22 protein-coding genes are annotated in these 20873 nt (G+C 63.8%); 10 read left to right on the top strand and 12 right to left on the bottom strand.

All coding sequences use genetic code 11. The features are described 5' to 3' along the window. The first annotated feature begins 67 nt into the window (after positions 1–67). From O7A61_RS08220 to O7A61_RS08200, 5 genes are read left to right on the top strand one after another with little or no spacing between them, the layout of a single operon-like run. Complete coding sequence (locus O7A61_RS08220; protein WP_337129296.1) at positions 68–904, top strand: metallophosphoesterase family protein; 837 nt, start codon at positions 68–70, stop codon at positions 902–904. Then, complete coding sequence (locus O7A61_RS08215) at positions 901–2058, top strand: ABC transporter ATP-binding protein (RefSeq protein ID WP_337129295.1); 1158 nt, start codon at positions 901–903, stop codon at positions 2056–2058. Before O7A61_RS08220 ends, O7A61_RS08215 begins: the two co-directional genes overlap by 4 nt. Then, positions 2051–2974 carry a carbohydrate ABC transporter permease gene (locus O7A61_RS08210; RefSeq protein WP_337129294.1) on the top strand — a complete coding sequence of 308 codons (924 nt, stop codon included), beginning with the start codon at positions 2051–2053 and terminating at the stop codon, positions 2972–2974. Before O7A61_RS08215 ends, O7A61_RS08210 begins: the two co-directional genes overlap by 8 nt. Further along, positions 2971–3801 carry a carbohydrate ABC transporter permease gene (locus tag O7A61_RS08205; RefSeq protein ID WP_337129293.1) on the top strand — a complete coding sequence of 277 codons (831 nt, stop codon included), beginning with the start codon at positions 2971–2973 and terminating at the stop codon, positions 3799–3801. Before O7A61_RS08210 ends, O7A61_RS08205 begins: the two co-directional genes overlap by 4 nt. Positions 3802–3827: 26 nt before the next feature. Continuing rightward, positions 3828–5093, top strand: coding sequence for an ABC transporter substrate-binding protein (locus O7A61_RS08200; protein WP_337129292.1), 1266 nt, complete (start codon positions 3828–3830; stop codon positions 5091–5093). A 183-nt stretch (positions 5094–5276) separates the two neighbouring features. On the opposite strand, the gene O7A61_RS08195 is transcribed toward O7A61_RS08200, so the two are convergent. The 11 genes from O7A61_RS08195 to O7A61_RS08145 form a co-directional block, all read right to left on the bottom strand. After that, complete coding sequence (locus tag O7A61_RS08195; RefSeq protein ID WP_337129315.1) at positions 5277–6164, bottom strand: amidohydrolase family protein; 888 nt, start codon at positions 6162–6164, stop codon at positions 5277–5279. Further along, positions 6164–7300, bottom strand: coding sequence for a vWA domain-containing protein (locus O7A61_RS08190; protein WP_337129291.1), 1137 nt, complete (start codon positions 7298–7300; stop codon positions 6164–6166). The genes O7A61_RS08195 and O7A61_RS08190 overlap by 1 nt, the downstream gene beginning before the upstream one ends. 202 nt (positions 7301–7502) lie before the next feature. Further along, the gene (locus O7A61_RS08185; protein ID WP_337129290.1) at positions 7503–8384 is read right to left on the bottom strand and encodes an AAA family ATPase; all 882 of its coding nucleotides are present in this window, start codon (positions 8382–8384) and stop codon (positions 7503–7505) included. Between the two features lie 9 nt (positions 8385–8393). Continuing rightward, positions 8394–9395, bottom strand: a complete 1002-nt coding sequence (locus O7A61_RS08180; protein ID WP_027050994.1) for a xanthine dehydrogenase family protein molybdopterin-binding subunit — start codon at positions 9393–9395, stop codon at positions 8394–8396. A gap of 1 nt (position 9396) precedes the next feature. After that, complete coding sequence (locus tag O7A61_RS08175; RefSeq protein ID WP_337129289.1) at positions 9397–10764, bottom strand: xanthine dehydrogenase family protein molybdopterin-binding subunit; 1368 nt, start codon at positions 10762–10764, stop codon at positions 9397–9399. 11 nt (positions 10765–10775) lie between these two features. Further along, positions 10776–11258 carry a (2Fe-2S)-binding protein gene (locus tag O7A61_RS08170; protein ID WP_337129288.1) on the bottom strand — a complete coding sequence of 161 codons (483 nt, stop codon included), beginning with the start codon at positions 11256–11258 and terminating at the stop codon, positions 10776–10778. 54 nt (positions 11259–11312) lie between these two features. Further along, positions 11313–12101, bottom strand: a complete 789-nt coding sequence (locus tag O7A61_RS08165) for an FAD binding domain-containing protein (RefSeq protein ID WP_337129287.1) — start codon at positions 12099–12101, stop codon at positions 11313–11315. 11 nt (positions 12102–12112) lie between these two features. Continuing rightward, a complete protein-coding gene (locus tag O7A61_RS08160; RefSeq protein WP_337129286.1) occupies positions 12113–12556 on the bottom strand; it encodes an SRPBCC family protein in 444 nt (147 codons plus the stop codon). A 115-nt stretch (positions 12557–12671) separates the two neighbouring features. Further along, entirely contained in the window at positions 12672–13499 is an 828-nt protein-coding gene (locus tag O7A61_RS08155) for an AraC family transcriptional regulator (protein WP_337129285.1), read from the bottom strand. Positions 13500–13674: 175 nt separating this feature from the next. Then, the gene (locus tag O7A61_RS08150; protein WP_337129284.1) at positions 13675–14673 is read right to left on the bottom strand and encodes an ABC transporter permease; all 999 of its coding nucleotides are present in this window, start codon (positions 14671–14673) and stop codon (positions 13675–13677) included. 52 nt (positions 14674–14725) lie between these two features. Beyond that, on the bottom strand, positions 14726–15469 hold the full coding sequence (locus tag O7A61_RS08145; protein WP_337129283.1) for an ATP-binding cassette domain-containing protein: 744 nt from the start codon (positions 15467–15469) through the stop codon (positions 14726–14728). 244 nt (positions 15470–15713) lie between these two features. On the opposite strand from O7A61_RS08145, the gene O7A61_RS08140 reads away from it, so the two are divergent. From O7A61_RS08140 to O7A61_RS08130, 3 genes are all read left to right on the top strand, one after another. Further along, the gene (locus O7A61_RS08140) at positions 15714–15920 is read left to right on the top strand and encodes a hypothetical protein (protein ID WP_337105053.1); all 207 of its coding nucleotides are present in this window, start codon (positions 15714–15716) and stop codon (positions 15918–15920) included. Then, complete coding sequence (locus tag O7A61_RS08135) at positions 15917–16906, top strand: sugar-binding protein (RefSeq protein ID WP_337129282.1); 990 nt, start codon at positions 15917–15919, stop codon at positions 16904–16906. The genes O7A61_RS08140 and O7A61_RS08135 overlap by 4 nt, the downstream gene beginning before the upstream one ends. Before the next feature lie 184 nt (positions 16907–17090). Beyond that, positions 17091–17873 carry a FadR/GntR family transcriptional regulator gene (locus O7A61_RS08130; protein WP_337129281.1) on the top strand — a complete coding sequence of 261 codons (783 nt, stop codon included), beginning with the start codon at positions 17091–17093 and terminating at the stop codon, positions 17871–17873. Positions 17874–17894: 21 nt separating this feature from the next. Here the strand turns inward: O7A61_RS08130 and O7A61_RS08125 are convergent, their stop codons facing one another. Continuing rightward, a complete protein-coding gene (locus O7A61_RS08125) occupies positions 17895–18833 on the bottom strand; it encodes an NAD(P)-dependent oxidoreductase (protein WP_140747654.1) in 939 nt (312 codons plus the stop codon). A 120-nt stretch (positions 18834–18953) separates the two neighbouring features. On the opposite strand from O7A61_RS08125, the gene O7A61_RS08120 reads away from it, so the two are divergent. Together O7A61_RS08120 and O7A61_RS08115 are read left to right on the top strand one after the other, a co-directional pair. Then, positions 18954–19850, top strand: a complete 897-nt coding sequence (locus tag O7A61_RS08120; RefSeq protein WP_337129280.1) for an NAD-dependent epimerase/dehydratase family protein — start codon at positions 18954–18956, stop codon at positions 19848–19850. Positions 19851–19951: 101 nt separating this feature from the next. Continuing rightward, positions 19952–20728: a FadR/GntR family transcriptional regulator gene (locus O7A61_RS08115; protein ID WP_337129279.1), complete on the top strand. Its 777-nt coding sequence runs from the start codon at positions 19952–19954 to the stop codon at positions 20726–20728. Positions 20729–20873 lie beyond the last annotated feature (145 nt).

Here is a 20873-nt window from a genome sequence, read left to right as displayed (position 1 = left end):
TAAGGAGACCCACGCGAAGTCGCTCGCCGGTGGTTTTCCGGCAGCCGGCTCTCGCAGTGGAGCCGGCATGAAAATCGTCCAGATCACCGATACCCATTTCAGCCCGACCAAGCCGCATTTCAACGGCAATTGGGAGCCGCTGGCCGCGTGGATCGCGCAAAGCGGCGCCGATCTCGTCATCCACACCGGCGACCTCAGCGTCGATGGCGCCGACAAGGATTCCGACATCAGCTTCTGCATGGAGCTGATGCGGGAGATTTCGCTCCCGATGCTGCTCGTGCCTGGCAATCACGATGTCGGCCATCTGCCAGGCTCGTTGCAGCCGGTCAATGCGGAACGTCTTGAGCGCTGGCGCCGGCTGGTCGGTCCCGATTACTGGATGGAGGACGCTGGAAACTGGCGATTTATCGGCCTCGACAGCCTGCTGATGGGCTTTGATGATGCCGAGGAAGAGGCCCAGTTCGAATGGTTGCGGACTGTGCTGGAAAGCCGCGGCGGCCGTCGCGTCGCGCTTTTCGCCCACAAGCCGTTGTTCATTGATCAGCCGGGTGAGGGCGACACCGGCTACTGGAGCGTCAGGCCGGCGCAGCGCCAGCGTCTTTATGACCTGATCGGTTCCCATGATGTTGCATTGTTCGCCAGCGGTCACCTGCACCGGGCATGGCAAGGCAAATACGAAAACACCGCGCTGGTATGGGGGCCATCGGCAGCCTTCGTCGTCGGCGACATGGAGCGCGACATGCCGGGCGAGCGGCTGCTCGGTGCGGTCGTGCATGATTTCAGCGACGCAGTCACCAGCGAGATCGTCGCAATCCCAGGTATGAGCGTCCATGTCCTCGACGACGTGGTCGAGGAGGTCTATCCGCACGAGGCGCACAAGGTCCGCAGGAAGGTCGCATCATGAGCGCGCTCTCGCTTCGCGATCTGAACAAGTCCTTTGGCGGCAATGCCGTCCTGAACGGCGTCAGCCTCGACGTCGAAGCGGGCGAGTTCATCGCCCTGGTCGGTCCCTCGGGCTGCGGCAAGAGCACCTTGCTGCGCATTCTGGCGGGCCTTGATCATGCCGACAGCGGCGAGATTTTCGTCGGCGGCAAGGACATGTCGGCGGTCGCCGCGGCCGATCGCAACATCGCCATGGTGTTCCAGTCCTACGCGCTCTATCCGCATCTGACGGCCAGCCAGAACATCGCGGTTCCACTGGCCATGAAGCGGCTGAGCCGGACGCAGCGGCTGCCGCTGGTCGGCTCGGTCCTGCCGGGCCAGAAAGAGATCCGCGCCGGGATTTCGCGCGATGTCCGCGAGATGGCGACAGTGCTGAAGATCGACCATCTGCTCGACCGCAAGCCGGGACAGATGTCAGGGGGGCAGCGGCAGCGCGTGGCCTTGGCGCGCGCCATGGTGCGGCATCCCAGCATCTTCCTGATGGATGAGCCGCTTTCCAACCTCGACGCCAATCTGCGCGTCCATGCCCGCGGCGAGATCGTCGAACTGCACCGCCGCGCCGGCGTGCCGACGCTCTATGTGACGCATGACCAGGCCGAAGCGCTTTCGATGGCCGATCGCGTGGCGGTGATGATTGGCGGCAACCTGCTGCAGCTGGCCGCGCCCGAAGCGATCTACAACGATCCCGCCCATATCGAGGTTGCGCGCTTCGTCGGCCAGCCGAGGATCAACATCATACCGGCACGCGCCGAAAATGGCCGTGTCGATTTCATGGGCATCCGGCTGGCCTTGCTGGAGAAGGTGGCGAATGGCGCTGTCAGCCTCGGCATCCGGCCTGAATTCGTCAAACTGTCTCCCAGCGGGCGGAGCGGCCTTGCCGGGCGGATCGAGCGTCTGGAATTCCTCGGGTCGGAGGTCGTTGCCTATTGCCGCCTCGACGCGACCGGCGACATCATCATCGCCAAGCTGGCGCCGCACGAGGCGAAGGACTTGATCGCGGGAATGCCGGCGGGTGTCCTTCTGTCACCCGAACAGGCCATGGTGTTCGGGCCGGAGGGAAGGCGGCTGCGCACCGCGAGTGCCGCGCCCGCACGCCAGGAGCCGGCCTATGTCTAGTATCGCGCTGGCGGGCAATGTCCCGAGCGCCGCGGCCCTCCACAGGCGCAGCGAAGATCGCACCGCCTGGCTGCTTGCGGCTCCCGCGATCGTGCTGTTGCTGCTGTTCGTGCTGCTGCCGGTGGTTGCCGTTATTTTTCTCGGCTTCACCGATTTCGAGCTCGGCTATGGCAAATTTCGCCTGGTCGGCTTCGAGAACTACGCGCATCTCCTGACCGACCGCACCTTCCGCAGATCGCTGTGGAACACGTCAGTCTATACCGCGATCGTGGCACCCGTCTCGATCGTGCTCGGTCTCGGCGTTGCCTTGCTGATCGAAGGCGAACCGCGTGCGCGCGGCTTCTTCCGCACCGTCTATTTCCTGCCTGTGGCTTCGCTGATCGTCGCCATGGCGACCGTCTGGCAGTACCTCTTCCATCCGACGATCGGACCGCTCAACGCGCTGCTTGCAGTGGTTGGTATTCCCGGGCCGAACTGGCTCGGCGCCTCGAGCACCGTGCTCTACAGCCTGTCGATCATCGGCGTCTGGCAGTCGGTCGGCTTCAACATGGTGTTGTTCCTGGCGGGCCTGACGGCGATCCCGCGCGAACTCTATGCCGCCGCACATGTCGACGGCGCGAAATCGGCGCTCGACCGGTTCTTCCTGGTCACCTGGCCGATGCTCGGGCCGACGACGCTGTTCGTCGTCACCATCAGCATCACCAACGCGGTGAAGGTCTTCGAGACCGTGAAGATGCTGACCGATGGCGGCCCCAACAAGGCCTCCGAAGTGCTGCTGTTCACCATCTACCAGGAAGGTTTCGTCTATCTGCGCGTCGGCTATGCCTCGGCAATGACGGTCGTCTTCCTGGCGATCCTCGTCGTGCTGATGCTTCTCCAATACCGCGTGCTCGACCGGCGGGTGCACTACACATGACCAGCATCCCGGCCGGCCGCATCATCCGTTTCGCGCTGCTTTCGCTCGGCGCACTGATGATCCTTGCGCCTTACATCTTCATGATCTCGACCGCGGGCAAGACGCAGAGCGACATCTTCACTTCGTCGCTGTCGCTCATCCCCGAGCATTTCTACTTCGCCGAGAATTTCGCCAAGGCGCTGAACAAGGTGCCGATGGCAACGCTGCTGTGGAACGGCGTTGTCGTCTGCGGCCTGATCTTCTTCTTCCAGGTGCTGGTCGCCATTCCTTGCGCCTACGCCATGGCCAAGCTGAAGTTCCGCGCCGCTCGGCTGATGATGGTGCTGGTCATGCTCGGGCTGCTGGTGCCGATCCATGCCACGGCGCTGCCGCTCTACGTCGCCTTCGACAGGATGTCGCTGCTCAACAGCTACACCTCGCTGGTGGCGCCGTTCACCATCTCGGTGTTCGCGATCTTCATGTTCCTGCAGTTCTTCCGCGCCATGCCCGACGACCTCATCCACGCGGCGCGGCTCGACGGCATGTCCGAACTCGGCATCGTCGCGCGCGTCATCGTCCCCAACGCCTGGCCGGCCGTCACCGCGTTCGCGATCTTCTCGGTGGTCGCGCACTGGAACGATCTCTACTGGCCGCTGATCGTCGTCAGCAAGCAGGCCTACGCCACGCCGCCGCTCGGCCTGATGTATTTCCGCGCCGCCGAGGCAGGCGACGACTATGGCGCGCTGATGGCCGCCACGCTGATCATCACCCTTCCACTCGTCGTGGCCTTCCTGTTCGCACAGAAGCGCTTCGTCGAAGGCATCACCATGACCGGTCTCAAAGGCTGACCGGGTCGAACCAGGAGCACGAGCATATGAAGCAACTTCCCAGGATTCTCGCAGCGGCGGCGGTTTCGCTGGCGTTCGCCCTTCCGGCCTATGCCGACACGACGCTGACGGTTCATTACCCGATGCCTGGCTTCTTCAAGAACGTGATGGACACGATCTCGAAGAAGTTCATGGAAGAAAATCCTGACATCAAGATACAGTTCGCCAGCCCGTCCGCCACCTATGAGGAAGGCATCCAGACCATCCTTCGCCAGGCCGGCACCGACGAAATGCCCGACATCACCTTCATCGGCCTCAACCGCCTGCGGATGCTCAACGAGCGCGACGTTGCCGTCGATCTTGGCCCGTTGGTCAAGAAGGAAGGCAACATGGCGGAGCTCGGCTTCTCCGACACGATCCTGAAGCTGGCGCAGGTCAACGGCAAGCAGGTCGGGCTCGCCTTCGCCACCTCGAACCCGATCATGTATTACAATGCCGACCTGGTGAAAGCCGCCGGCGGCGATCCGGACAATCCGCCCAAGACCTGGGACGAGGTCATCGCGCTCGGCGGCAAGATCAAGGCGCTCGGCAATGGCGTCGACGGCATCGACTTCCGCTGGCAGGGCGACGACTGGATGTTTTCGGCGCTGCTGTTCGGCGCCGGCGGCAAGATGCTGAACGAGGACGAAAGCAAGGTCGCCTTCAACGGGCCGGAGGGCGAGAAGGCAATGGAAATCCTGCAGCGGATGGTGAAGGAGGGCGGCATGCCGGTCTTCACCAAGCCGGCTGGCGAGCAGGCCTTCGCGGCCGGCAAGGTCGGCTTCGAATTCCAGACCACCGGCGCCCTGGTCAACACCATCAAGAATGTCGGCGACAAGTTCACGCTGCGCACGGCCAAGATCCCGCTAATCGATCCAATCAACGGCCATCTTCCGACCGGCGGCAACGCCGTGGTCATCCTGACCAAGGATGCGGCAAAGCAGGACGCCGCCTGGAAGTTCGCGAAATTCGCCGCTGGTCCCTACGGCGCATCGGTCGTCGTGCCGGGCACGGGCTATGTCCCCAACAATGAACTCGCGGCGAAATCGCCGGAATATCTCGGCGATTTCTACAAGCAGAATCCGCTCTTCCAGGCCGGGCTCAGCCAGATGCCGCGGATGATTCCGTGGTATGCTTTCCCGGGCACCAACGGTGTGAAGGTGACGCAGACCATCGTCGACAACCTGTCGCGGATCGTCGACCAGTCGGCGACCCCGAAGGAAGCGCTCACTGACGCGGCAAGTGATGTCGAAGGCATGCTGCCGACGCAGTAAGGAAGCACGGCGGGTCTTGCCTTCTCCCCTTGTGGGAGAAGGTGGCCTCGCAAAGCGAGGTCGGATGAGGGGTGTTCCAGGGAATGCCCCACGTCTCACTCCGCTGGAACACCCCTCAACCGTCTCGGCGCTGCGCGCCGATCCACCTTCTCCCACAAGGGGAGAAGGGAAGTGCGCGCGCACCTAGGCCGGCCTGTATATTCGCTCCGCGGTACTCCAGAAAATATCCGCCTCGGCGGCCGCACCATGCTTTGCCACGGCATCGCGATGCGCCCTGATCAGTTCGGCGTGGCTGGTCCAGAGTTTCTCGATCGGGAAGTTCGAGCCGAACATCAGGCGATCCGCGCCCAATATCTCGATTGCGTTGTCGACGATATAGGCGATCAGCGCCGGGTCGTTGCGGTGGACGAAGGTGCCCAGACCGGACAGCTTGGCGTAGAAGTTCGGCGCCGCCGACAGCGTGCGCAGGCCGGCCTTCCAGGCTTCGGTGGCTTCCGCGTCCATGCCGGTCAGCATGCCGGCATGGGTGAGAATGAAATTGGTTTGCGGGTTCTCGCCGACCAGCGTCAGTCCGTCCTTCATCTGGGCAGGAAAGAGCTGCAAGTCGAAGGACAGGCCGTAATCCTTCAGCCGCGCCACATTGGCTCGCACCTTCGGATCGATCACCTGATCGGGGCCAGTGGCGAAGCGGAAGGCGGGCGTTTCGTGCCAATGCAGTTGCATGCGCACGCCGCGCAGCAGTGAATATTTTTTCAGCCGGTCGATCTGGGGCCTGACATCGTCGACCGTCATGTCGGTGTAGCCGACGATGGCGTGCGGCCAGCCGGTCTCGTCAGCCGTTTTCTGCAGGAAGGCGACTTCCTTTTCGAAATCCTCCTTGGCCCAGTTGGTCTGGACATAGACGGCCTTCTCGACACCCGAACCCTGCTGGTCGGCGAGAAACTCCTCGATCGGGTAGTCGCGGCGGATTGGCTCGTAGGGGCCGAAGATGCGCGGCACCATCGGTCCGACCAGCCAGGGCTGGTCCTGCTGGCGCCAGATGTGGAAATGCGCGTCGATGGCTTTCTGCATCACGATACCCTTTTCCAGATGGTCTCGGCCGCCGGGGCGGGGCGGGCAAGCGACAGAATGAAATCGGTGAGGCTGTTCACCGACGAGCCGTCCACCAGATCGTCGAGCACTGGCAGGATGGCGCGGAGTGCCGCCGTTGCCGGCTGGAAGCGCGGGTCGCCGGCCAGAGGTGTTGCCAGCGACAGCCGGAAGGCGCGGGCGCTCAGCCGGCGGATGGCCGTCTCCAATTCGGCATGGTCGCCGCGCTCCAGCGCGTCGGACAGGATGACGATGGCCGCACCATGCGCAAAAGAGGAGAAGCGTGGCACCGATAGAAAAGCGAGCAGCGTCGGTCCCATGCGGGTTCCGCCGTCCCAGTCGTCGACCTGGGCGGCCGCGCGCGCCAGCGCCTGCTCGCGATCGCGGATGCGCAACGCCGTGGTGATGCGGGTCAGACGCGTGCCGAAAGTGAAGATTTCCGCCCGATCCGTGCCCTGCACGGCGGCATGCGCGAGCTTCAAATAATCCGACGTATGCAGCTTCATCGAGCCCGATACGTCGATCAGGATCAGTAGCTTGCGCGGCACTGTCTGGCGGCGGCGCAGCAGCGGCGAGGGGATATCGCCATCGGCGCTGACGATTTCCCTGAGCGAGCGGCGCAGGTCGAGCTTGCCGCGCGAATGGGTGCGCACCGTGCGGAAGGAGCGGCGCGCGGGCAAGGCGCTCGACAGTCGGCGGCGAAAGACGGTCAGGCTGTCGCCGTCGCGCTGGAAGTCGCGGCTGCTCAACTGCTCCAACGCCGAGGAAAGCTCACCGCCTTCCTGTCGCTGCTCGGCCTCGATCCGCTCGTCGTCGGGGCCGCCATCATCCTTGATGCGGGTTTCCTCGTCGTCGTCGCCTTCCACCACGGCTGATGTGTCGCCATAAAAATGGCTCTGGAAATGCGCCTCGAATTCGTCGCGACGGTCAGGTGGCGGCGCCAGGGTGGCCAGTGCTGCTTCGCGGATATCCGCCATCGAACGTGGTCCAAGCAATGTCACCGCCTGCATGAAGCCGGAGACTTGTTCGGGGGCGATGGCGAAACCGTAGCGACGCAGCAGCCGGGCGAAGGCGAGGAAGGGTGTGGAGGCGCGGGGCAAGCTTGTTTCCCGCATCATTGCGTGGCGCCCTCCTCTGTCCTGCCGGACATCTCCCCCTCAAGGGGGGAGATTGGCAGCTTCGATGCTTCGCCTGGTTCTGCGATCTCGGGGATTAGCGAAAGCCGGGATGACAGCCGATCTCCCCCCTTGAGGGGGAGATGTCCGGCAGGACAGAGGGGGGCACTGTCCCGCCAGCGTTGCGGATTGCGCCGGTGGGATCTCACGCCAGCGCCTCCTCGACGATGCTGCCAAGCTCAGGCGCGATGTAGGAGAGGTCTTCCTCGTCCTTGATCAGCACGCCGATGGCGCGGCGGAAGGCTTCTGGCCACGGGCTGCCGCCTTTTTCAAGAATGGTGGCCGCGTTCGCCCATTCGACCGCCTCGGCGATGCCGGGCGGCTTGGCCAGCGGGCGAGCTCGGATGGTCTGCACCGCTGTCGCCACGGCGCGTGCGGTGGCCTGCGCGACATTGCCGGCGCGCAGCATGATGATGGCGGCCTCCTGTTCGGCGTCGGGATAGCGGATCCAGTGATAGACGCAGCGGCGACGCAGCGCCTCTGCAAGTTCGCGTGTGCGGTTCGAGGTCAGGATGACGATTGGCTGTGCCTCGGCGCGGATGGTGCCGCGCTCGGGAATGCTGATCTGGAAGTCGGACAGGAATTCCAGCAGCAGCGCCTCGAATTCATGGTCCGAGCGGTCGATCTCATCGACCAAAAGCACGCGCTGCTGCGGCGCCTTCAACACCTGCAGCAGCGGCCGGGCAATGAGGAAACGGTCGTCATAGATGTCGATCTCGTGCTCGCCGGCATGGCGAATGGCGAGCAGTTGGCGCTGATAATTCCACTCGTAGAGCGCGTGCGCGGCGTCGATCCCTTCGTAACATTGCAGACGCACCAGATCGCGGCCGAGCAGCTCGGCGATCGCCTTGGCCGCTTCCGTCTTGCCGACGCCCGGCGCGCCTTCGAGCAGCAGCGGCTTGCCGAGCCGGATGGCAAGAAAGATGGCGGTGGCGAGGCTGTCGTCGGCCAGATAGCGCGAGGCGGCAAGATGCTGTGCCACCGCCTCCGGCGAGGTCGCGACAGTCTCGGTGTTCACCTCGGACATTTCTGGCACTCAGTTCGCTTGCGCTTTCAGCGCGCGCAAAATGCGCTCGGGCGTGATCGGCAGCGTGTCGATGCGCACGCCGACGGCGTCGAAGACGGCATTGGCAACCGCCGGTATTTGCGGGTTGGCGCACATCTCGCCCGGACCCTTGGCGCCATATGGTCCGTCGGCCGAAGGCCGCTCCAGCACGATGATCTCGGTCTCGGCGAGGTCGCCGGGGCCAGGCATCAGATACTGGTTGAAGTCGGTGCCGCCATGGTCGCGGTTGGGATAATAGGGCTCGGTCGTTTCGTAGAGCGCGTGGCTGATGCCCATCCAGGAGCCGCCGACCAGCTGCTGCTCGACCATTTTCGGGTTCAGCGCGCGGCCGATCTCGAAGACGTTCTTCACTGTCAGCACGGTGACTTCGCCGGTCTCGTCGTCGACCTCGACTTCCGCCACCGTGCAGGCGTGCGCATAACAGGTCGAGGGCTTCATCGCGCCGGTTTCCTTCTCCGGATAGGAGCGCGGGATCAAAAACATGCCGCGGCCGGAGATCGAGCGGCCGCGCTTGAAATGCGCCGACAGCGCGACATCGAAGATCGAGATGGATTTCTGCGGCGCGCCCTTGACCAGTATGTTGCCCTGGCCGTCGGTTTCGAGGTCCGAGGCGTTCACCTCCAGCTCTTCGGCCGCCACTTCAAGCATCACCTGGCGCGCTTCCCTGGCGGCCTGGATGACGGCGTTGCCAGCACGGTGGGTGCCGCGCGAAGCGAAGGTGCCCATGCAATGCGGGCCGGTATCGGTGTCGGCGGTGTCGACAACGACGCGGTCGGTCGGCACGCCGATCGTCTCTGCGCAGATCTGCGCCATGATCTGCTTCATGCCCTGGCCGAGATCGACCGACGACAGCGTCACCATGAAATTGCCGGTCGGGGTCGAATGCACCAGCGCCTGGGTCGGGTCGCCGCCGAGGTTCATGCCCGTGGGATAGTTGATCGCGGCGACGCCGCGTCCGCGCCTGATCGCCATCTCAAGCTCCGTTTTTGTAGGAGGACATCGCCATGAATTTCTCCGCCACCGGCCAATTGGCGGCGCGCGAGGCTTCCTGCATGCATTCGATCAGTGCCGCGCCCTCCGTCGGCTGGCGATGGGCCTTCATGTCGCCGTCGCGATAGGCGTTGATGAAACGGAATTCGAGCGGGTCCATGCCGATCAGCCGGGCCAGCTTGTCCATCTGCACCTCCAGCGCGAAGTCGCCGATGGTGACGCCGAAGCCGCGCATCGCGGACGACGGCGTGCGGTTGGTGTAGACACAGTAGGTGTCGATCCAGACATTCGGGATGGTGTAGGGACCGGGATAATGGCCCGCCCCCTTCTGCGCGCCATAGGGCGAGTGGCGGGAGTAGGCGCCGGCATCGGTGTAGCCTGTGACTTTTCTGGCGACGATGCGGCCGTCCTTCATGACGCCGTCCTTGATGACGACTTTTTCGGCCGCGCGGGGCGATGAAATCTGCATCTCCTCCTCGCGGCTATAGATAAAACAGACCGGTCGCCCGGTTAATTTTGCGCCGAGGATGGCGATCGGCTCGACGATGACATCGACCTTGCCGCCGAAACCGCCGCCGACCGTGCCGCCGACGAAATGCAGCTTGCTGCCCGGCATCCGCAGGATGATCGATGTGTTGTCGAGGGTGAAGAACATCGCCTGCGTGTTGGTGTAGCAGGTGAAGCGGTCATTGCCCTCGGGCGCCACCACGCAGCCGGTGGTCTCGGTCGGCGCGTGCTCGATGGGCGAGGACTGATAGCTTTGCTCCAGCACGTGATCGGCTTGAGCAAAGCCCGCCTCGACATCGCCGAAGCGCACCTTGCGGCACTCGCCGCTGTCATAGAGGTAATAGTTCTGGCCGTGATATTCGTTGACGATGGGCGCGCCGGGCTTCAGTGCTTTCTCCATGTCGAAGACGGCGGGCAGCACCTCATAGTCGACCTTGACCTTGGCGGCCGCTTCCTGGGCGGCACGCTCGGTTTCGGCCAGCACCGCCACCACGGCCTCGCCCTTCCAGCGCACCTTGCCGTCGGCCAGCACCGTCTCGTCCTCCGGTCCGACCTGGATCAGGATCAGGATGGTGTAGACATTGTGCGGTACGTCCTTGGCCGTCAGCACCCTGATAACGCCCGGGTGCTTTTCGGCCTCGGAGGTGTCGATCGAGCGGATGCGGGCATGGTGGTGCGGGCTGCGCACCATCTTGAGGTGCAGCATGCCGGGGAAATTACGGTCGGCGAAATAGGCGGTCTTGCCGGTGACGTGGCCGGGCGAATCCGAGCGTGGCCGGGCCTGGCCGATCTCGTGCAGATCGTCCTTGCGGACATCGGCGAAGTAGCTCTTGCGCAGTTCCATTCTTTGGTCCCTCAAGCCGCGTTCTGCGAATTGGCGCGGGCGGCGGCGAGCACCGCCTGGATGATCGGCTCGTAGCCGGTGCAACGGCAGATGTTCCCAGACAGTGCCTCGACGACGTCCTCGCGGCTGGGATTGGGGGTGTGGTCGAGCAGCACCTTGGCCGCCATGATCATGCCCGGCGTGCAGAAGCCGCATTGGGTGGCGAATGTGTCGAGAAAAGCCCGTTGCAGCGGGTGCAGCACGCCGCCTACGGCAAGGCCCGACGTGGTGATTATCGTTGCACCGTTGCAGGTCTCGGCCAGCGTCAGGCAGGAGAGCCTCAACTCGCCGTCGATAATAACGGAGCAGGCGCCGCACGTGCCCTGGTGGCAGCCGCCCTTCGGCGAGGTGTCGCCGATCTTGTCGCGCAAGGCATTGAGCAACGTCGTGGCGCTGTCGATGAATTCGGCCTTTTCAGACCCGTTGAGCGTGAATTGAACCGGAACCTTTGCCATTCTTCCTCCTTGCGCGCCTGCCCCGCAGGGCAAGCGCGCGCCCCCCACCTGTGATTAGCTGAGCAACAGCCTGCCGAGATGGACCGGCAGGACTTCAGCGCGATACCAGGCGCTGGCGATGGGATCGGTGATGGGCGCGGTGCCTTTGGTGGCGGCGGCCAGCGCTGCCGCGATGCCGTCCGGATCGAGCGTCCTGCCGAGCAGCGCCTTTTCCGCTGCCTTGGCACGCATCGGCCGATCGGCCATGCAGCCGAGCGCGATCCGCGCCGAGGATACGGTCCCGTCTCCAGCCTGTTCCAGAACGACGGCGATGCTGAGCACCGCGACTCCCTTGGGCTTGACCCGCGACACTTTGAGGAAGCGGAAGCTGTCGGCCTTGGTGAAACTGACCGACGTGACGATGGTGCGACTATCGTCCCGTCCGGCCAGGAAGGTCTCGATGGGCGTTTCGCCGTCATCGGTGCCGACCGTTGCATCGAGCGCCAGCAGGGTGACGGCGAAATCACCATAGGGCGCCGGCGCGAACAGATTGCCGCCGACGGTCGCCATATTGCGGATCGCCGGGCCGCCGACAGCGCGGGCGGCCTTGGCAAGGGTACCGAGTTCCGGATGGCGGCCGATCTCCGCCATGGTCACCGAGGCGCCGATGCGGACCTTGCCGCCGCTGACCGCGATGGCCGACAGCGCCGGGTCGGTCGACCTGACAAGGCCGGAGACCGAGACATCGCCTTCATTGGCCGCGCGGACGACGAGTGTACCCCCGCCGAGATAGCGCGTGCCGGCGGACTTCAGGGCGGCATCCGCGTCCTTCACCGTCGAGAATGTCTGCAACGCCAGCGCCATGGCCCGCTCCTTCAGCTCTGGCCGGCGAAATGGCTCTTCAATGCATTGAAGCCGCCTTGAAAAACATTGGTTCCCATGCCCTCGGCCAGCTTGTCGGCTTCCTCCGGGGCCGCGTCGAAGCTGGCGGTCCATTCGGCATAGGTGCGGTCGCCGTCGGTGACGCGCCTGAGCTGCAGCGTCGCCTTATGGTTGGTGAGCGGCTGCGGCGTTTCCAGGATGGAATAGCTGACCAGGAAATTGTCATCGGAAAAGTCGAGCAGTTTTTCGCGCAGCCGTGCACCGCTGGCGAGCTGAAAGTTGCGCACGCAGCCAATCGTGGTGGAATCCTCGCCGTCCTCGATATGGCTTTCGACCATGCGCGGATGCCAGCCCGGCAGGCCGTTGAAGTCGCGTATGCGCGCCCAGACCTTTTCGACCGGCGCGTCGATGACGCTGGACATGGTGACTTTCGCCATAAAATGTTCCCTTCCGAATGATCGTTGCGGCAAGGGTAGGGCGCCAGAGCGGGCAGCGCTTATCAATGCGTCTTGAGCGTGTATCAACCAGTCTGAAAAACAGATGGCTGCCGGTTCAGGCCGTCGCCCGCGCGGCCTCGCGGTAGAGCGTCGGCGGCACGCCGACATGATCGCGGAAGAAGCGCGAGAAATTGCCTTGCGTGGTGAAGCCGAGATTGCAGGCGACAGAGATCAGCGGCTCCCGCGACCATTGCAGCTGCCGCACCGCTTCCTCCATGCGCAGCGTGTTCCAGTAGACGTTGGGCGTCAGATTGGTCTGTTCCTTGAACAAGGCGAAGAAATGCGGCCTGGACAGGCCAACGGCGCGGGCGACGTCGTCGAACGAGATGCGCTCGCAGACATTGGCCTTCATCAGCTGGATCGCCTTGCGGACGCGGAAATCCTGCATCGTGTTTATGCGGCCGCGCGCCTCCTGCGGTGCCGAAGCGTCGGCGGCATCGAGCACCGAGTCGATGAAGCGCTCGATCTCGTAATTGGCGACATCGTCGACGCTTTCATTGTCGGTGAGATGATCGAGCAGGCTGGCGGCGGCCTGGTGCAGCCACGGTTCGAGCGCGATCGCCGCCTGCGAGAACAGCGGCGCGCCGGACGGCAGGTCGCGGCGCCGGCGCGCCCAGTCCGGGTCGATGTAGAAGGCCAGGAACAGGCCCGGCCTGCCATCCTGGGACAGGACGTGGCTATGCGGCTGCAGCGAGTTGATGCCGGCGGCGGTGCCCGGGCCGAGGCGGACCGTCTCGCGGCCGATTGTCATCTCGCCGGCGGTGCCTTCGAGCCAGATGATCAGATGGGCCTCGACATGGGCATGGGTGACGAAGTCGCTCGCGACATTCAGGACAGAAACATGTCCGAACCGGCCCCAGTAGAGCCTGATCGCTTCCGTCATGGGTATATCCTCCCGCAAGCGACTGGCCTCCCTTCGCCTGCGGGGGGATTGTGCGGCCGGTTTTCGGTATCCGTCAAGGCATCGGCTGTTGGCCTGTACCAATGGGAGTCGGCTCCAGCCGATTTTCAGACTGAGCGATAGCAACCAGAACGCATAGTGCTCCGACGACGCGCGCTCATTCGCTGCGCCTAAAATTGCGGATGCGGTCGAACAAAACCGCCAGCAGGATGGCGCCGCCGATGAAGGTGCCTTGCCAGAAGGCGTTGATGCCAAGCAGGCCAAGGCTGTTGCGGATCACCTCGATGAGGGCAGCACCGACAATGGCGCCAAAGGCGGTGCCGACGCCGCCGGCCAGATTGGCGCCGCCGATGACGGTGGCGGCGATCACTTGCAGTTCCATGCCGTTGCCGAGATTGGTGGTGACGGCGCCGAGCCAGCCGGTCTCGATGATGCCGGCAATGCCGGCCGACAGCGCCGAGATCATGTAGACGGCGACCTTGATCTGGCGCACCGGCACGCCGGTCAGCGTCGCCGCGTGCTCGTTGCCGCCAATGGCAAAGATATGGCGGCCGAACTTCGTCCAGCGCAGGATGAAACCGGTGATCAGCGCCAGCAGGATCATGTAGAGCACCGGATTGGCGATGCCGAACACCCAGGCGCCGCCGCCGAGTGCCAGAAGCTTGTCGTGGTCCGGCCCGAACTGGAAGACGACGGTGTTGTTGGAGGCGACCATGGCAAGGCTGCGGGCGATCGACAGCATGCCGAGCGTCACCACGAAGGGCGGAAAGCCCAGGTAGGCGATAAAAATGCCGTTGAAGGCACCGATGACGAGCGCGGTGACGATCGAGGCCAGAATGCCGATCTCGATCGAATAGCCGGCATGCATGGTGACGGCCAGCACCATCGAGCACAGGCACAGCACCGAGCCGACCGACAGGTCGATGCCGCCGGTGATGATGACGAAGGTCATGCCGAGCGCGACGATGGCGACGAAGGTGATGTTGCGGGTGATGTTGTAGAGGTTCTTCGAGGTGGCGAAGGCGTCGGTGGCGAAGGACAGGAAAATACAGGCCAGGATGACGGCGATCACCACCCAGAAAGTCTGGCTGGAGAACAGGCGCGACAGGAAGCTGTGCTGCTTCTGCGCGATTGTCTGGTCAAGGGTGACTGCCATTATAGACCTTTCCTGCGCTGCCGATGCGCGGTGAAATCCGGGTTCGCCATTGTCATGCCACCTGCTCGATGGCGCCGGTGATCAGCCCGGTGACTTCCTCGGGCGAACTCAACGCGATCGCCTTGTCGGCGACCTTCCTGCCGCGCCGCATGACGATGACGCGGTCGGCGACGTCGAAGACGTCGGGCATGCGGTGGCTGATCAGCACCACCGCGATGCCCTGGTCGCGCAGATGACGGATGAGGTTCAGCACTTCGGCCACCTGCCGCACCGAGATTGCCGCCGTCGGCTCGTCCATCAGCACGATCTTGGCCTGCGACAGCATGGTGCGGGCGATCGCCACCGCCTGGCGCTGGCCGCCCGACATCTGCTTGACGAGGTCGCGCGGGCGGGTCTCGGATTTCAACTCGGCGAAGATCTGACCGGCGCGCTTGTACATGGCGGCATAGTCGAGGATGCGGAACGGGCCGACGCCACGGCGCAATTCGCGCCCGAGATAGACATTGGCCGCCGCCGTCAGATTGTTGCAGAGCGCCAGGTCCTGGTGGACGATCTCGATGCCGTGCTGGCGCGCCTCGACCGGCTTGTGCAGGATCAGTTCCTTGTCCTCCATCCGCATCGTGCCGTGGCTCGGCCGGAAGTTGCCGGCTATCATCTTGACCAGCGTCGACTTGCCGGCGCCATTGTCGCCCATCAGGCCGACAACCTGGCCCGGTTCGATCGACAGCGACACGTCGTTGACAGCCTGGATGGCGCCAAAATGCTTCGAGATGTTGGTGAGTTCGAGAACCGCCACCAGTCTTTGCCTCCCATGTCTGGCCCATCCGTCCACGGACAGGCGACAGCTTCCCTTGGCTTTCCCCAGCTCCTCCCGGGGACAGCGATGCGGTCATTTACGCGAATGGCGTCGCGGGCGTCAATTGTCGAACAGGCAATTGTCAGACGAATAGTGCCGTGCTGTTTTTGAAAAATCCGTTTTGTAGGACAAATAGCATTGACGTTGGCGGCAAGCCGTTATTAGTTGAGCCTCGGAGGAAGACATGCCGGCTTTGACGACGCCATCGGCGCGCTACCGGCAGAAGGGTTTTGGCGATCTGCCGGCGTCATCGCTGAGCTGGTCGCATCTGAAAATACTTATCGGCCTAGCCGGATTGAATGAGCGCACGCGTCTCAGTCATCTGGCATCCGGGCTGGTTTGTGTGGCGGGCACGCCGTGTCCGTCTGTTTCCAAGGGAGGACTGACATGAGGAAAACAGTATTGCTCGCCGCCGTCGCCGCCATGGCGTTGGGCGCCGGGCCGGCTTTGGCCAAGAAGCAGCTCGTCATCGTGGTGAAAGGTCTCGACAATCCATTCTTCGAAGCCATCCATCAGGGTTGCGAGAAGTGGAACAAGGAAAACGCCAGCTCGGAATATGCATGCTTCTACACCGGCCCGGCATCGACTTCCGACGAGGCCGGCGAGGCGCAGATCGTGCAGGATATGCTGAGCAAGGCCGACACGGTGGCGATGGCGATCTCGCCGTCCAACGCGCCGCTGATCGCGCAAACGATCAAGAGCGCCAATCCGTCGATCCCGATAATGACCGTCGACGCCGACCTCGCCAAGGAGGACGCGGCACTGCGCAAGACCTATCTCGGCACCGACAACTATCTGATGGGCAAGAAGATCGGCGAGTACATCAAGAAGGCCAAGCCGAATGGTGGCACGATCTGCACCATCGAGGGCAATCCCGCGGCGGACAACATCCTGCGCCGCGCGCAAGGCATGCGCGACGCGCTGACAGGCAAGGAAGGCCTCACGGCACTTGCCGGCGAAGGCGGCTGGACGGAAGTCGCCGGCTGCCCGGTGTTCACCAATGACGACGGCGCCAAGGGCGTTCAGGCGATGACCGACATCCTCGCCGCCAACCCCAAGCTCGATGCGTTCGGCATCATGGGCGGCTGGCCGCTGTTCGGCGCGCCGCAGCCCTATCGCGACCTAGTCGGACCGCTGAAGGACCGGCTGGCAAAGAACGACTTCGTCATCGGCGCCGCCGACACGATCGGCGACGAGGTGGCGATCGCCAGGGACGGCCTTGTCACCGCGCTGGTCGGCCAGCGGCCCTTCGAAATGGGCTACAAGGCGCCATCGGTGATGATCGACCTGGTCGAAGGCAAGAAGGTCGACGATCCGGTGTTCACCGGTCTCGACGAATGCACCAAGGACACGGTCGACACCTGCATCCAGAAATGAGCCGAGATTCGGGGCGCTCGCCAACGGGCGCCCCGTTTCCTCCAATTCTTCAACAGGACGTCTTGGTTGGGGCAGCAGGCTCCGGCTTTGACGCGTCCGTGGTTTGGATTTTCGGCAACGGATCGGTGTGCCGCGCGGGTTCAGATCAATCCGGGTGACGGGCGGCCGACCTATTGGAACGTGGATGCCGGACGAGAAGGCAAAGAGAAAAGCCGGCCGGGCCAAGGCGCAAGCCGGTCGCGACCCGGCAGCCTTGCGCAGGGCGGATGCGGTGCATTTTCCCGGGTCCAGCGTCCATGCCTCGCTCGCCAGCGAGATTGGCCTCAGGATCGTGCGCGGCGACTACCCGCCTGGCAGCATCCTGCCCAATGAGGCCAAATGGGCCGAGACCTTCAATGTCAGCCGTTCGGCGGTGCGCGAGGCAATCAAGATGCTGATGGCCAAGAGCCTTTTGGCGTCGCGTCCCAAGATCGGCAGCTGGGTCGAGCCGAAGGAGCGGTGGAACCTGCTCGACCGCGACGTGCTGGCCTGGTACGCGACCGCGCCGGATCGCGAGGCGTTCCTGCGCACCGTTCAGGAGTTCCGCCACATCATCGAACCGGAGGCGTCCGCCTTCGCCGCCATGCGGCGCAGCGACGAGCAGATGGCCGAGATCAGCCTGGCTTGCCGCGAAATGGGCGAGGCGGCCAACCTGCCCGAGCGCATTCGCGCCGACACGCGCTTTCATCTCGCCATCCTGCGGGCCTCGGGCAACGACCTTCTGGTGCCGCTCGGCGTGCTGATCGAATCGGCGCTCGACCATCTCTTCGTCTTCACCACGCGCCAAGTCGGCGATCAGCGGCGGGCGCAGAAACTGCACGAGGCGATCGAGAAGAGCATCCGCCTGCAGCGGCCCGCGGCGGCGCGCAACGCCGTGCACAAGCTGCTTGCCGACACCGATGAGGGGATCGGAAGGGGCCGGCGGTAAGGCCCGCCGGCGGTCCGGGTCTCAGATCGTCTGCTTCTTTCCGTCCTTCATCGGCATCAGGTCGACGCCATTCACTTTGGCGATGTGCGTGGCCAGCATCGGCACGAACTGCTCGGCCGGACCGGTTGCGTGGGCGCCGGCGAAGGAGTTCTTGGTGGCGTTACCGAGCGGGTTGGCGATGCCGGCCGCACCGGCCATCGATTCCAGATAGGTCAGGTCCTTGAAAGCGTTGGCGATGGTGAATTTGTGGGCGTCGCGGTCGCCTTCCAGCGTCCAGCGCATGAACGTCTGGTAGAAGCCGCAATCCATGCGGCCGTTGCGGATGACGCTGTCGAAACGCGGCGGCGAGATGCCGACCTTCTCGGCCAGGGCCAATGCCTCGGAATAGATCGCGGCATAACCCAGCGAGATGAAATTGTTGAGCAGCTTCATGCGGTGGCCGTCGCCGGTGTCGCCGATATGAACGATGCGGCCGGCCCAGGTGTCGATCACCGGCTTGACCCTGGCGAAGACGGCGTCGGGCGCGCCGACCATGGCGTCGAGCGTGCCTTCCCAGGCTTCCTTCGGGGTGCGGCTGAGCGGCGCGTCGACATAGTCGACCCCAAGCGCGTTGAGTTCTGCGGCAAGTGCAACCGTCGAGACCGGATCTGAGGTGGAGCAGTCGACGACGACCGACCCCTTCTTCAACCCCTCCTTGAGGCCGCCGGGACCGCGAATAATGGCCTCCACCTCCCGCGAGCCGGTGACGCAGATGAAGACGATATCGGACGCCGCCGCCACGTCGCGGGAGGTCGATGCCTCGTGGGCGCCTCGGCCGAGAAGATCCTCCGCCGGCTTGCGGTTTTTCCGGCCGAGGAAGGTCAGGGAATACCCCTTGTCAACGATGTTCTTGGCGATGCCGTGACCCATCAGGCCAAGGCCGACAAAGCCGATCTTCTCGCTGGTGGCGGTGGTGTTCATGCTAGCTGTCCTGTTTTGCGATTATCGATAATGTTGCCGCTGTTTTAGCCATAGACGGTTGCGGAAAGCAATATTGTCTGACAATACACGTCAATCCCAGGACTTTCGTGGAGACCAGAAATGACGAAGCGGATCATGTTCACCGGCGGCAGCGGCAAGGCTGGGCGCCATGTCGTGCAATATCTGGTGGAGCAGGGCTGCCAAGTGCTCAACATCGACACCAGGCCGCTCGACAATCCCAAGGTGCGCACGCTGATCACCGACATCACCGACAGCGGCCAGGTGTTCAACGCGCTGTCGAGCTATATGGGGCTGCACGAATTCGATCCGTCGCTACGGCCGCAGCCGGTCGACGCCGTGGTGCATTTCGCCGCCATCCCACGCATCATGATCACGCCCGACAACGAGGTGTTCCGCATCAACGCGATGGGCACCTACAATGTCATCGAGGCCGCGGTGAAGCTCGGCATCCGTAAGGTGATCATTGCTTCCAGCGAGACGACCTACGGCTTGGTGTTCGCCAACGAGCCGCGCGACCCCACGCATTTCCCGCTCGACGAGGAGTATGACGTGGATCCGATGGACAGCTATGCCCTGTCCAAGATCGTCAACGAGAAGACGGCGCGCGCCTTCGCGCAGCGCAATGGCACAGACATTTACGCCTTGCGTATCGGCAACGTCATCGAGCCGCATGAATATTCGCTGTTTCCGAAATGGTTCGCCGATCCGGGCTTTCGCAAACGTATCGCCTGGAGCTACATCGACGCGCGCGACCTTGGCCAGATCACGCTGCGCGCCATCGAGAAGGACGGGCTGGGCTACCAGGTGTTCAACGCCGCCAATGACGACACCTCGTCCGACCTGCCGACCGCCGAACTCTTGAAGCGGTTCTATCCCGGCGTGCCGGTCAAGGGCGAACTCGGCGAATACGAGACGCTGCTGTCCAACCGCAAGGCGCGTGACATGCTCGGCTTCCGGCCCGAGCATAGCTGGCGCAAATACGTCAAGACCGCCTGAGCGAGGTCGAATCGCGGCTGGGTTGTGCATAGAAGCCGGCTTTGCCGCCTCACAGCCGCACCGCGCTTGACAGCTTCCCTAAACCGGCCTTTCTGGAACCCATGCGGGACGCGAGGCCGAACAAGGAAAAATCGCCCAAAAAGGCTGTAGCCGCCGAGCGCCCGGCCGGTGCTCGCCGGCCCGACGCGGCGCGTATCCCGGGCTCCAGTGTGCATGCGTCGCTGGCGAGCGAGATTGGGCTGCGGATCGTGCGCGGCGACTATCCGCCCGGCACCATCCTGCCCAATGAAGCCAAATGGTCGGAGACCTTCAGCGTCAGCCGGTCGGCGGTGCGCGAGGCGATCAAGATGCTGATGGCCAAGAGCCTGTTGGCGTCGCGCCCCAAGATCGGCAGCTGGGTCGAGCCGAAGGAACGCTGGAACCTGCTCGACCGCGATGTGCTTGCCTGGTACGCGACGTCGCCGGACCGCGAGGTGTTCCTGAGGACGGTGCAGGAATTCCGTCACATCATCGAGCCGGAAGCGACCGCCTTTGCCGCCATGCGGCGGACCGACGAGCAGATGGCCGAGATCAGCCAGGCCTGCCGGGAGATGGGCGAGGCGAAAAGTTTGCAGGAACGGACCCGCGCCGACACCCGCTTCCACCTCGCCATCCTGCGCGCCTCGGGCAATGATCTGCTGGTGCCGCTCGGCGTGCTGATCGAATCCGCCTTCGATCACCTGTTCACCTACACGACCCGGGAACTCGACGATTTGCAGCTCGCCCAGAAGATGCACGAGGCGATCGAAAAGAATATCCGCCTGCAGCGGCCCGATGCGGCGCGCAATGCCGTGCGCAAGCTGCTGGCGAATACCGACAAAGTCATACGTTCGCGGTAGAATTCACCGGCACAGCCATTCGGCACCCGGGCGTTTCCGCCTTGCAGGCCGTCGAAGCAATTCAGGCCGGCACCGCCAAAAAATTCGAACGCCTGTGTCGGATGGGCTGTGTGCTCCCCGTCCTTGGGGTATCGAACAGGAACCA

It is taken from the genome of Mesorhizobium sp. Cs1321R2N1 (assembly GCF_037179725.1).
GTDB classification, from domain to species: domain Bacteria; phylum Pseudomonadota; class Alphaproteobacteria; order Rhizobiales; family Rhizobiaceae; genus Mesorhizobium; species Mesorhizobium salmacidum.
Note: the sequence above shows the minus strand (reverse complement) of the source record. Positions and strands in the feature narration are given on the sequence as shown.

What these genes read in the sequence shown, in the direction of transcription:
- O7A61_RS08130 (WP_337129281.1), top strand. Translation starts at nt 17,091, where the DNA reads ATGCCGGACGAGAAGGCAAAGAGAAAAGCCGGCCGGGCCAAGGCGCAA.
- O7A61_RS08175 (WP_337129289.1), bottom strand. Translation starts at nt 10,764, where the DNA reads ATGGAACTGCGCAAGAGCTACTTCGCCGATGTCCGCAAGGACGATCTG.
- O7A61_RS08115 (WP_337129279.1), top strand. Translation starts at nt 19,952, where the DNA reads ATGCGGGACGCGAGGCCGAACAAGGAAAAATCGCCCAAAAAGGCTGTA.
- O7A61_RS08150 (WP_337129284.1), bottom strand. Translation starts at nt 14,673, where the DNA reads ATGGCAGTCACCCTTGACCAGACAATCGCGCAGAAGCAGCACAGCTTC.
- O7A61_RS08125 (WP_140747654.1), bottom strand. Translation starts at nt 18,833, where the DNA reads ATGAACACCACCGCCACCAGCGAGAAGATCGGCTTTGTCGGCCTTGGC.
- O7A61_RS08195 (WP_337129315.1), bottom strand. Translation starts at nt 6,164, where the DNA reads ATGCAGAAAGCCATCGACGCGCATTTCCACATCTGGCGCCAGCAGGAC.
- O7A61_RS08120 (WP_337129280.1), top strand. Translation starts at nt 18,954, where the DNA reads ATGACGAAGCGGATCATGTTCACCGGCGGCAGCGGCAAGGCTGGGCGC.
- O7A61_RS08140 (WP_337105053.1), top strand. Translation starts at nt 15,714, where the DNA reads ATGCCGGCTTTGACGACGCCATCGGCGCGCTACCGGCAGAAGGGTTTT.
- O7A61_RS08160 (WP_337129286.1), bottom strand. Translation starts at nt 12,556, where the DNA reads ATGGCGAAAGTCACCATGTCCAGCGTCATCGACGCGCCGGTCGAAAAG.
- O7A61_RS08170 (WP_337129288.1), bottom strand. Translation starts at nt 11,258, where the DNA reads ATGGCAAAGGTTCCGGTTCAATTCACGCTCAACGGGTCTGAAAAGGCC.
- O7A61_RS08210 (WP_337129294.1), top strand. Translation starts at nt 2,051, where the DNA reads ATGTCTAGTATCGCGCTGGCGGGCAATGTCCCGAGCGCCGCGGCCCTC.
- O7A61_RS08185 (WP_337129290.1), bottom strand. Translation starts at nt 8,384, where the DNA reads ATGTCCGAGGTGAACACCGAGACTGTCGCGACCTCGCCGGAGGCGGTG.
- O7A61_RS08220 (WP_337129296.1), top strand. Translation starts at nt 68, where the DNA reads ATGAAAATCGTCCAGATCACCGATACCCATTTCAGCCCGACCAAGCCG.
- O7A61_RS08215 (WP_337129295.1), top strand. Translation starts at nt 901, where the DNA reads ATGAGCGCGCTCTCGCTTCGCGATCTGAACAAGTCCTTTGGCGGCAAT.
- O7A61_RS08155 (WP_337129285.1), bottom strand. Translation starts at nt 13,499, where the DNA reads ATGACGGAAGCGATCAGGCTCTACTGGGGCCGGTTCGGACATGTTTCT.
- O7A61_RS08135 (WP_337129282.1), top strand. Translation starts at nt 15,917, where the DNA reads ATGAGGAAAACAGTATTGCTCGCCGCCGTCGCCGCCATGGCGTTGGGC.
- O7A61_RS08165 (WP_337129287.1), bottom strand. Translation starts at nt 12,101, where the DNA reads ATGGCGCTGGCGTTGCAGACATTCTCGACGGTGAAGGACGCGGATGCC.
- O7A61_RS08190 (WP_337129291.1), bottom strand. Translation starts at nt 7,300, where the DNA reads ATGATGCGGGAAACAAGCTTGCCCCGCGCCTCCACACCCTTCCTCGCC.
- O7A61_RS08205 (WP_337129293.1), top strand. Translation starts at nt 2,971, where the DNA reads ATGACCAGCATCCCGGCCGGCCGCATCATCCGTTTCGCGCTGCTTTCG.
- O7A61_RS08200 (WP_337129292.1), top strand. Translation starts at nt 3,828, where the DNA reads ATGAAGCAACTTCCCAGGATTCTCGCAGCGGCGGCGGTTTCGCTGGCG.
- O7A61_RS08180 (WP_027050994.1), bottom strand. Translation starts at nt 9,395, where the DNA reads ATGGCGATCAGGCGCGGACGCGGCGTCGCCGCGATCAACTATCCCACG.